The organism is Paracoccus sp. TRP (genome assembly GCF_000185925.1).
Taxonomy (GTDB): Bacteria; Pseudomonadota; Alphaproteobacteria; order Rhodobacterales; family Rhodobacteraceae; genus Paracoccus; species Paracoccus kondratievae.
This window is the reverse complement of sequence record NZ_AEPN01000001.1, coordinates 201,805-210,837: the sequence shown is the minus strand read 5'-3', so window position 1 is coordinate 210,837 and position 9,033 is coordinate 201,805. Positions and strand designations below refer to the sequence as shown.

The window sequence follows — 9,033 nt, the reverse complement described above, 5'->3', positions numbered from 1 at the left end:
ATCTGATTTGTCGTCTAATATCCCTGACCAGAACGGCCGCAGCCATTCCAAAAACCCCGGGTCAGGGAGAAAGCTTTTATCGTCCGCAACCACGCGCAGAGATAAGGATGGCGGATTCGCCGGTCACCGCTGCCCAAAGGGCCGAGTCAGAGCAATGTTTTCTAAAGCGGCGCGGCCCTGACGAATCCGGCTGCGCGGGCCAGATCCTCGGGCGTGTTAAGGTTCATGAACGGATCGACGGGATGGCTGTCGAACACCGCGCGCCCCGGGTCATGGGCGGCGGCGAACTGACCGACGCGATGCAGGCCCGATTCCAGCGCGGCCCGCAATTCCCGTTGCAACGTGACCGGCCATAGCGCGCAGGTCGGATGGTCGTGCAATTGCCCGGTTTCATCCGGGCTTGCTGCAATGGCGACACCCGAGCGTCCCCGCGCCTCGCGCAGCCTGTGCACCAGATCGCCGGGCAGAAAGGGCGTATCGACACTGACGCTGACGACGCTGTCCGCCCCCTCACCGGCTGCCCATTCCATCCCGGCCAGAATACCGGCCAAAGGCCCGGCGAAACCGGCAATCCCGTCTGCGATCACCGGCAGGCCGTATTCGGCAAAGCCTTCGGGATCGCCATTGGCGTTGATGGCAATCTGGCCGCATTGCGGCAAAAGCCGGGCGATCACCCGGGCAAGCAACGTCTCGCCCTCCAGCATCCGCAGCGCCTTGTTCCCCCCGCCCATGCGTCTGGACAGACCTCCGGCAAGAATGACGGCGGGGGTGTGCTTCATTTCAACCCTGCTGCGATGGCGCGGGCCAGCGCAAAGACCCGCTGTTCAAGAATGACCGGAGTTTCACAGACATAGGTCAGCGCCTGCTGGCGATCCTGAAAGATGCGCGTGTCCCAGTCGAGCTGCTCTTCCTCAGCGTCAAGGGCATCGAAGTCCGGTTTTTCGGCCTTTTGCATCTCTTCCATCTTCTGGCGGTGATCCCCGATCCGCTTGGCCAAGTCTACCTGCTTGTTGCCATAACGGGCAATGCCCGCGATCAGCGCCGCACGATGCGGGTCGATCCGGTCGAAAATCGCCACCATCAGCGCTGTCAGCTGCTTGTTGTCAGCGGTCTTGGCAAATTCCGCAACCTCGGCCTCGGCCTTTTCCAAAGGCAGGCGCCGCTGCTCAAGCCGGTCGGCCAGCGCCGCGATTTCAGGCGTGCGCGCCAGTTCACGGACGGTCTCGTCCGGCTCGGGCCCGCTCCACATCTGTCCCAGCGACAGATGCGGCTGCTTGCGCTGGACACAAGGCCAGTCCGGGTCCGCGCCTGTTTCCGCCTGCGCCGCGCCTGCGACAAGACATAGTGCCAGAACCAGATATTTCATGCTCCCCCCTTTCGCCGCGCCCATAGCCCCTTACCCGGATCATACATGATCACGGCCCCTGCAAAGAACAGGACCAGACAGCCCGACACCACCAACAAGGACAAAAGATCCAGACGCGCGTAAAGGGCAAAACGGATCAGCTCAACCGCATGGGTGAAGGGGTTCACCGCGCAGATGTCGTGCAAGAGGGGTGAGCTTTCGTTCATTCTCCACAGCGGATAGAGCGCGCTTGAGGCAAAAAAGATCGGGAAAATGACGAAATTCATCACCCCGGCAAAGTTTTCCAGCTGCCGGATGGTCGAGGACAGGAAAAGTCCCATCGCCCCAAGCATCAGCCCCGACAGAAACAGCGCAGGCAGCACGGTCAGATAGCCGACAGGCGGCGCCTCGATCCCCCAGAGCCAGGCGATGCCAAGGAAGGTATAGACCTGGATGATCGAAACGATCACCCCCGCGACCAGCTTGCTTGCCAAAAGAAACCAGCGCGGAAACGGGCTGACCAGCAGCGTGCGCATCGCCCCCGTTTCACGGTCATGCACCATCGACAGCGAACTTTGCATCCCGTTGAAAAGCTGGATCATCGCGCAAAGACCGGGCGTCACATAGACCTCGTACAGAACATAGGTCTGATAAGGCGGCGTGATCGACAGCCCCAGGACGGCGCGGAAACCAGCGGCAAAGATAAACAGCCAGACCAGCGGACGGACCAGCGCCGCCAGAAAGCGGCCACGCTGATTGATGAAACGCAGCGTCTCGCGCCGGGCAATACCCAGAAAGGCGATCAGCCACATGCGGGGTGTCAGGCGGCGGCTCATACCTGTTCCCCCGTCAGGCGCAGAAAGGTCCGGGTCAGGTCCCCATCGCCGATCTCGCCCGCATTGCCATGGGCCAGGACCTCGCCTTTGTGCAGGATGATCAGCCCGTCCCCGGGGCGGATCTCGTCAAGGATATGCGTGGCCCAAAGCGCCGAAACCCCACCCTGCACCAAAGCGCGGGTCAGGGCCACCACCTCGGCCCGCGACCTGACATCAAGGCCGACCGTCGGCTCGTCAAGCAGCAAAAGTTCGGGGCGGTGGATCAGGGCACGGGCGATCTCGGCCCGGCGGCTTTGACCGCCCGACAGGGACGAAACCCGCGCGTTCAGCCGGTCGGCCAGATCGACCTGAGCCAGGACCTCAGCGATGCGCGGCCGCGCCTCGCGCCGGGAAATGCCATGCAGCGCGGCGTGATATTCCATATTCTGCACCACGGTCAGGTCGGGATCCAGCGCGCGGGACTGGAACACCACCCCCAGCCGCGCCAGCGCCGCGCCCGACTGGCGGCGCAGGTCATGGCCCGCGACCTCGATCCGGCCCGAGCGGTTGTCGTAAAGCCGGGTGATCAGCGAAAACAGCGTCGTCTTGCCGGCACCGTTTACGCCCAAAAGCGCGGTGAACCCACCGCGCGGCACGGTCAGAGACACATCCTTCAGCGCCTGAAAGCTGCCAAAGCTGTGGCTGACGTTCTGAATCGAAAGCGCGTCCTGTTGCTGCATCTGACAGAGGCGGAGCCCAAAGGCCCCGCACCCCTCGTCACTGGATGTTGAACACAGCCTGCTGCGTTTCACCATGCGAGCCGGGGACCGACAAAGTGTAGAGGCCCGGCACGATGGCGATAAAGCTGATCGTCGCAGTACCGGCATCGTCGAATTCCAGCGAATGCACGCCCATCGGCCGAATTTCGATATCGTTGATCACGACCTCATTGATCCAGATGGCGCGGAAGAAATCTCCGCCCGACAGCGCCAGTTCCTGACTGCCATCGGCATTGATGGCGATGCGGTAGAAGCCGCCCGATTTCAGCTTGTATTCCGCGGTGGCGACCGGCTTGCCCGCGCCCAGCGTCAGCGGGGCAAGATCAGTGCGGTTATCACGCGCCATGATCCCCGAGAAACCAAAGTCGAATTTCGAGCCGGCCTCGTGCACGCCCTCTTCGGCGGCGGCCTCTTCCTCATCGTCGTCGTCATCCTCGTCGCCATCGGCTTCGGGCGCGGCGGCCTCGGCGGCGGCAGCATCGTCGGGTTTCGGCGTCTCTTCCTGGGCGACTGCGGGCGCGGCAAGGCCAGCCATGATCAGCAGGATGGTCAGGAAACGGGTCATGTGATTCTCCTCCCTCGTTTTTTGGATCAGTTCGGTGCGACGACGACACCCCAGGGCTGCTGGCCCACAGGCACGGATTTGATGACCTTGTTTGCGGCCACGTCGATCACCGAGACATCGTTGGAATTGCCATTTGTGGTGAACAGGTATTTTTCGTCGGGGGTAAAGGCCATCTGCCAGACGCGCTGACCGACAAGCAGATAATCCTCGACCTCATCCGTCTCGCCATTGATGACCGCGACGCGGTTGGCAGGACCCAGGGCGACAAAGACCTTTTTGCCGTCTTTGGTCACGCGCACGCCGACGGGCTGGATCGCCTCGGGCAGAACGCCCGGGATTTCAAAGCTGATCTTCTTGGTGATCTGCTGCGTTTCGGGGTCGATCACGCTGACCGTGCCGCCAATTTCCGAGCTGACGTATAGCTTGTTCCCGGCATCGTTGAACTGGGCAAAGCGCGGACGAGAATCGACCAGCACATTGGCAAAGATCTCAAACGTCTCGCTATTGATGAAATGCGCCATATTGGTGGTTTCAGAGGTGTTGATCACCACCTTGCCATCAGGGCTGACGCCCATCCCCTCGGGTTCGACCCCGACCGGGATCTCGGCCAGAACCTTATGGGTCCGGGTATCGACCACGGTCACAAGGTTGTCGTCCTCATTGGCGATGTAAAGCGGGTTGCCCGAGGGATGCAGCACGAACAGTTCAGGGTCCGGACCCGAAGGCAGCGTATGCGTTTCCTCCATGGTCTCGGGGTTAAAGACCCGCACAAGGTCATCGTCCGAGGCGCAGACATACAGTTCCTTGCCATCGGGGCTGATGGTGATGCCGCGCGGGCGGGCGCCCACGGGGTAGGTGCCGATCACCTCCAGCGTCTCGCTGTCCAGAACGGTGACGTCATTGCCTTTTTCATTGCTGACAAAGACCCGGTTGGCGGCGGCCGGCAGGGCAAAACCAAGGCACAGAGCCGAGGTCAGGATGGCGGTTGCAGCTTTCATCTTACACCTCAGAACTTGCATTCGGTTTCGGGCCGGTCAAAGCCCAGCGTATCCAGTGCGGATGTCTGGTGCAGGTATTGATCCTGCGGGCTGACCGATGCGGTTACAGAGCCGGTTGTCAAAAGGATCGGCTGGCGCAGCTGATGGTCCCAGTCGCGCATGGTCAGTTTCTGCCCCTTGAAGCCCGCGACCTCAAAGTTATCCGAGAGCATGAATTCTTTGAGCTTGGCAGGATCGGTGCTTTGCGTGCGGGTCGCCGCCTCGCCGATCATGCGCAACGCGACCCAGGTCTGGTAGTCCTCTTCGCGGATCGGGCGGCCTGCCAGCTTTTCAAAGCGGTTCTGGAACTGCGTCGCCCCCCATGCCTCAAGCGAGGGCGCCCAGGACCGGGGCACCAGTCCGGACGAGCCGGTAACCGGCCGCGGGTCCCAGGTCGCATAGGGCAGCCAGTCGGCAAAGACGCCGTTTTCGTCGGCTGCGATCACAACGTCATGCGACGCCGCGCGCTGGGTAAAGACCGGCATCTGCTGCTGGACCTGAACATGGCCGCTGTCGCTGCGGCGGCTCCCGCCGGTATCCTCATAGGTCCGTTCCTCGACGATCTTGGCGCCAAACTTGACCGCTGCGCGACGATAGGCGTCGGCCAGTGCGACATCCTCGGGGTGACTGCCGGCGATCAGGAACCAGTTCGACCACTTCTTCCACATCAGGAATTGTGCCAGCGCATCGGCAAGCATCGCGTAGCTTGGTGCGGTATGGATCACGTTGATGCGGCAATCCGCGCCCCGCAGGTTGTCGCCCCGCGCCCGCGCGTTCAGCACCAGCGCCCTGTCGCCCACCTGATCGGCCAGCGCCAGTGTCTCGGCATCATCCGCCAGCGTGACGATAAAGGGGAACCCCTCGGCCAGCAGCTTATCCATTTCCGCTGCGGCGGTTTCAGGCGTGGCCGTGACCTCGACCGCCTCGAAATCCTGTCCCATGAAGCGGCCGGTGGTGTCGTTATCCTCGATCGCCAGCCGCGCACCGGCAAAACCCAGATCCTCGGGCGCCGCGTCCAGCCGCGAAATCGGCGGCAAATGCGGCGCATCGACCCGCAGCACCGCCGCCCGCACGGTCTGAGGCTGCGCCCCATCCGCGGAATTTTGTGCAAAGGCCTGGTTTGCTATGGACAATCCAGCCAAAAGTATGATGATTCTGCCTTTCATGGCGCTCCTCCCGCCTGCATCATGCCGGGCCAATCCGCCCGCGCCAACCCGGCAAACTCCCCTTGTCTGATCGGGCAGATTCTCCTGAAACTTAAGTCGCACGGACTTTCGTCTTATGGACGGGCAGGCTGCGGCGACGCATGATTCCCGCCATGGCATTCCTGCGGCACATCCTGATCGCCTGCGCCGTGACCCTGACCCTTGCGGGCATCGGGGCGGCAGAGCCGCTTCATGGTGCCGGGCCCGCGCCGGATAGCGCGGTCTGGTTCGGGCTGTACTTTATCGACACCTCGACCGAGGGGGCCATCAACGGCGTGCGCGAGGATGAAACCTTGCGAATCGAAATGGCCGAGGACGTTATCGCCGAGGACCTGCAGGCCCGTGGCTTTACCCTGATCGAGCCACCCGCCGATCAGGTCGCGCAGATCAGGAACCCCTCGCAATCGAACGGCAGCGACAGCCGCATCGCGCGCGAGATGGGCGCAACCTATGCCATATCGGGCGAGGTGCAAAAGGTTTCGAACCTGATCCTGTCGTTGAACCTTTATATCCGCGAAGCCGCCAGCGGAGAGATCGTGCGCGCCGGTACGGTCGATATTCGCGGCAATAACGACGAAAGCTTTCGCCGTGGCTATCGCTATCTGTTGAAAAACATCATCTTTCGGGAGGAACAAGGATGATCCGACTGCTGATCCTGACCATGGGCGCGGCGATGGCGCTGGCTCCGGCGGCCGAGGCGCATGGCCCACCCCGCCTGAAGGTGGAGCTGCAGCAAAAGCTGGACGCTACCCCGGACGAAGTCTGGGCCGTGATCGGCAAGTTCGACGATATGAGCTGGCACCCGGCTGTTGCAAGCCTTGAGCTGACCGGCGACGGTTCGGCCGACCAGCCCGAGAAATCGACCCGCGTGCTGCATCTGAAAGCCGACGGGGGTGATCCGACGATTACCGAGGTGCTGTCGAAGCTGCAGCCCGAAAAGCGCTGCTATGCCTATCGCATCGAGGCGGTCGAGCTGACCGTCCTGCCGGTGACAAATTATGCCTCGACCCTTTGTGTCAAGGATGAGGACGGCAAGGCGCTGGTTCATTGGAAGGGTGGCTTCTATCGCGGCTATCCCAATAACGAGCCCCCGCCCGAACTGAACGACGACGCCGCGACCACGGCGGTGACCGGCGTCTATCAGGCCGGGCTTGATGCGCTGTCCGAGAAATTTGGCAAGGCAGAGTAATCTGCCCTGCCCGCCTGAAAACGGGCGCTAGAAATCCACCGGGGTGGCGGGTACCAGCTCGCCACCCTGTTCTTGCCAGCCTTCGATTCCGTCGGGAAACCAGATGATGCCCTGATAGCCCAGCGCCACGGCGCGTTTGGCGGCATTCCAGCTCATCCAGCAGTCTCGCTTGCAGAACATGACCAGAGGCGCCGCCTTGTCACCGCCTGACAGACGTTCCAGCCCCTGCGCCAGCCGCGCCTCTTCGGCTGGGGCAAGCCGGTCATAGCCGGTGTTGTAAAGCCAGATCGCGCCGGGGATAGACAGGTGCGGCGGCTCATTCCACAACGTACCTTCAGGCAGACCCTCGGGCCGCGCGGTACGGGGCAGCACGTCGATAAAGGGCACGCCCTGGCCGTGCAGACGCATTGCCTCTGCCGCGTCGATCACCCGTGCACCGGCCAATGTCGCTGGGGTTTCCGAACGGTAGGGCTCTCCGTGGAAACCCTGCGGCCCGGTCACCTCGGCCCGAAGATGGGCCGGGGCAGCGCCGGCCAGAACCACCGCCAGCACCACCCCCAGCCGTCTCATTCCCTCAGCGCCTTGCCGTAATCGTCAAGCAGCGGCACACCGGCATCACGCAGGATCGCGTCGATTTCATCCTGATGGCGGCGGATCAGGCTGTTCAGCTGCCGCTTCCAGACATCCTCGCCCGGCCGCACACCCATGGTGATACGATAGAACATACGCGGCCCGGTCGTTTCCTTAAGCAGCGGAGTGAATTGCAGATCAGGGTCCTGCTTGACCAACGGTCCCGCCAGCGGTCCCCAGATCACGGCGGCGGCAAGCTCGCCCGATTTGACCTGAGCAAGCATATCGCCGACCGGGTCTTCGACCCGCCTGTCCACAAACAAATCCCAGCCGCGCATATCCTTGGCCAGCCCCGCCCGCGCGAGGTTGGTGGCCGGAGGCGTCCCCGCCACCACGCCGATCGGATGATCCTTCAGCGCCGGGTCCTCAAGCATATCGACAGGGGCAAGCGGGCTATCCTTGCGCGTCACGATACCATAGGCCGAGGTGTAATAATGGTTGGTGTTTTGCACCAGCTCATCACCCTGGGCATAGCCGATGACGACATCGCAGATCCCGGCCCTGAGGGTCTTGCGGATAAAGCCCGGCCCTTGCGGAAACCAGGTATAGACCACGGGCAAGCCCAGCTTTTCCCCGAAAAGCCGGGCGATGCGGTTTTCAAACCCGGTCTCGTCGCGCGACGACATCGGCACGGCAGCCGGATCAGCACAGACCCGGAATTCGGTCTTGGAGCGCAGATCGGCAACCTGCGCCATGGCCGGAGCCACGGCGCAGGTCAGCAGTGCGATAAGTGAAAGAGCGCGTCTCATCCGCTCATGCAGGAATCTTCCTGCGCCGCGAATTCATCGGACTTGCTCTCTTTCTTTGCCGGACGTCCGCGCGGCAGATCGCCTGCGCCCCGCGCCAGCAGATAGACGTAGATATCGTCGATATAGCACCACACGTTGCGGTTGGTGCCAAAGGCCGGCATGACGAGATTTGCCGCCGTGTTGACCTCCTGCTTGCCCGAGGCGACGATTTCCTGAAACTCGTAATAATCCAGCTTCAGGACCGAGTTCTTCAGCGCCGGAGCATAGGTCGAACCCTCGCCGTCCGGGCCGTGGCAGACATGGCATTCCGCCGAATAACGGCGATAACCCGAGAATGCAGCGTAATCGATCGTCCCGTCCTCGGCGATCTTGAAGGTCGGGATGCCTTCGGTCGTGTACCAACGACCGTTTTCCATATGGTCGGGGGTGATGTCCTGGCCGTTCGGCAGGACAAGCTTGCCACCCTGTTCGACAACCTCCAGGTCCTCCTCCTGGGGTGCCGCGGGGGCTGCTGCCCCGGCTGTGGGGTCCGCAGCAGGCTGCTGCGCATCGCCCGACACGGCGGCGGCTGCTCCTGCCCCGGTCTGAGCCGGTGGTGTCTGGTCTGTCTGCGCAAGGGCCGTTCCGGTGATGGCGCCGGCCGCGCATGCGACACAAATCGCCATCAGGCTGGCGGTCGTCTTGCTGGTCATGAATTTCCTCCCTGGGGCTGTCACCCG

At 62.6% G+C, this 9,033-nt stretch carries 12 protein-coding genes; 2 read left to right on the top strand and 10 right to left on the bottom strand.

All coding sequences use genetic code 11. The features are described from left to right. Positions 1-161 precede the first annotated feature (161 nt). The 7 genes from mobA to PARACOCCUSGL_RS0100985 are packed head-to-tail and all read right to left on the bottom strand — an operon-like array spanning position 162 to position 5,707. Positions 162-779, bottom strand: coding sequence for a molybdenum cofactor guanylyltransferase MobA (gene mobA, locus PARACOCCUSGL_RS0101015; protein ID WP_010392149.1), 618 nt, complete (start codon positions 777-779; stop codon positions 162-164). Then, complete coding sequence (locus PARACOCCUSGL_RS0101010) at positions 776-1,366, bottom strand: hypothetical protein (RefSeq protein WP_010392148.1); 591 nt, start codon at positions 1,364-1,366, stop codon at positions 776-778. The genes mobA and PARACOCCUSGL_RS0101010 overlap by 4 nt, the downstream gene beginning before the upstream one ends. After that, positions 1,363-2,181: an ABC transporter permease gene (locus PARACOCCUSGL_RS0101005; protein ID WP_010392147.1), complete on the bottom strand. Its 819-nt coding sequence runs from the start codon at positions 2,179-2,181 to the stop codon at positions 1,363-1,365. The genes PARACOCCUSGL_RS0101010 and PARACOCCUSGL_RS0101005 overlap by 4 nt, the downstream gene beginning before the upstream one ends. Next, on the bottom strand, positions 2,178-2,900 hold the full coding sequence (locus PARACOCCUSGL_RS0101000) for an ABC transporter ATP-binding protein (RefSeq protein WP_010392146.1): 723 nt from the start codon (positions 2,898-2,900) through the stop codon (positions 2,178-2,180). Before PARACOCCUSGL_RS0101000 ends, PARACOCCUSGL_RS0101005 begins: the two co-directional genes overlap by 4 nt. A 37-nt stretch (positions 2,901-2,937) precedes the next feature. Beyond that, positions 2,938-3,504: a hypothetical protein gene (locus tag PARACOCCUSGL_RS0100995; protein WP_010392145.1), complete on the bottom strand. Its 567-nt coding sequence runs from the start codon at positions 3,502-3,504 to the stop codon at positions 2,938-2,940. Between the two features lie 26 nt (positions 3,505-3,530). Next, positions 3,531-4,502 carry a YVTN family beta-propeller repeat protein gene (locus PARACOCCUSGL_RS0100990; protein ID WP_010392144.1) on the bottom strand — a complete coding sequence of 324 codons (972 nt, stop codon included), beginning with the start codon at positions 4,500-4,502 and terminating at the stop codon, positions 3,531-3,533. Between the two features lie 8 nt (positions 4,503-4,510). Next, entirely contained in the window at positions 4,511-5,707 is a 1,197-nt protein-coding gene (locus tag PARACOCCUSGL_RS0100985; RefSeq protein WP_010392142.1) for an ABC transporter substrate-binding protein, read from the bottom strand. A 152-nt stretch (positions 5,708-5,859) separates the two neighbouring features. Between PARACOCCUSGL_RS0100985 and PARACOCCUSGL_RS0100980 the strand changes: the two genes are divergently transcribed. Together PARACOCCUSGL_RS0100980 and PARACOCCUSGL_RS0100975 are read left to right on the top strand one after the other, a co-directional pair. Beyond that, positions 5,860-6,387 (top strand): DUF3280 domain-containing protein, encoded by a 528-nt coding sequence (locus tag PARACOCCUSGL_RS0100980; RefSeq protein WP_010392141.1) that lies wholly within the window; start codon positions 5,860-5,862, stop codon positions 6,385-6,387. Continuing rightward, positions 6,384-6,935: an SRPBCC family protein gene (locus PARACOCCUSGL_RS0100975; protein ID WP_010392140.1), complete on the top strand. Its 552-nt coding sequence runs from the start codon at positions 6,384-6,386 to the stop codon at positions 6,933-6,935. The genes PARACOCCUSGL_RS0100980 and PARACOCCUSGL_RS0100975 overlap by 4 nt, the downstream gene beginning before the upstream one ends. A 27-nt stretch (positions 6,936-6,962) precedes the next feature. On the opposite strand, the gene PARACOCCUSGL_RS0100970 is transcribed toward PARACOCCUSGL_RS0100975, so the two are convergent. The 3 genes from PARACOCCUSGL_RS0100970 to PARACOCCUSGL_RS22130 are packed head-to-tail and all read right to left on the bottom strand — an operon-like array spanning position 6,963 to position 9,006. Continuing rightward, positions 6,963-7,505: a PQQ-dependent catabolism-associated CXXCW motif protein gene (locus PARACOCCUSGL_RS0100970; protein ID WP_010392138.1), complete on the bottom strand. Its 543-nt coding sequence runs from the start codon at positions 7,503-7,505 to the stop codon at positions 6,963-6,965. Beyond that, positions 7,502-8,314, bottom strand: a complete 813-nt coding sequence (locus PARACOCCUSGL_RS0100965; protein ID WP_010392136.1) for a substrate-binding domain-containing protein — start codon at positions 8,312-8,314, stop codon at positions 7,502-7,504. The genes PARACOCCUSGL_RS0100970 and PARACOCCUSGL_RS0100965 overlap by 4 nt, the downstream gene beginning before the upstream one ends. Next, complete coding sequence (locus PARACOCCUSGL_RS22130) at positions 8,311-9,006, bottom strand: c-type cytochrome, methanol metabolism-related (RefSeq protein WP_010392134.1); 696 nt, start codon at positions 9,004-9,006, stop codon at positions 8,311-8,313. Before PARACOCCUSGL_RS22130 ends, PARACOCCUSGL_RS0100965 begins: the two co-directional genes overlap by 4 nt. Between the last annotated feature and the right edge of the window lie 27 nt (positions 9,007-9,033).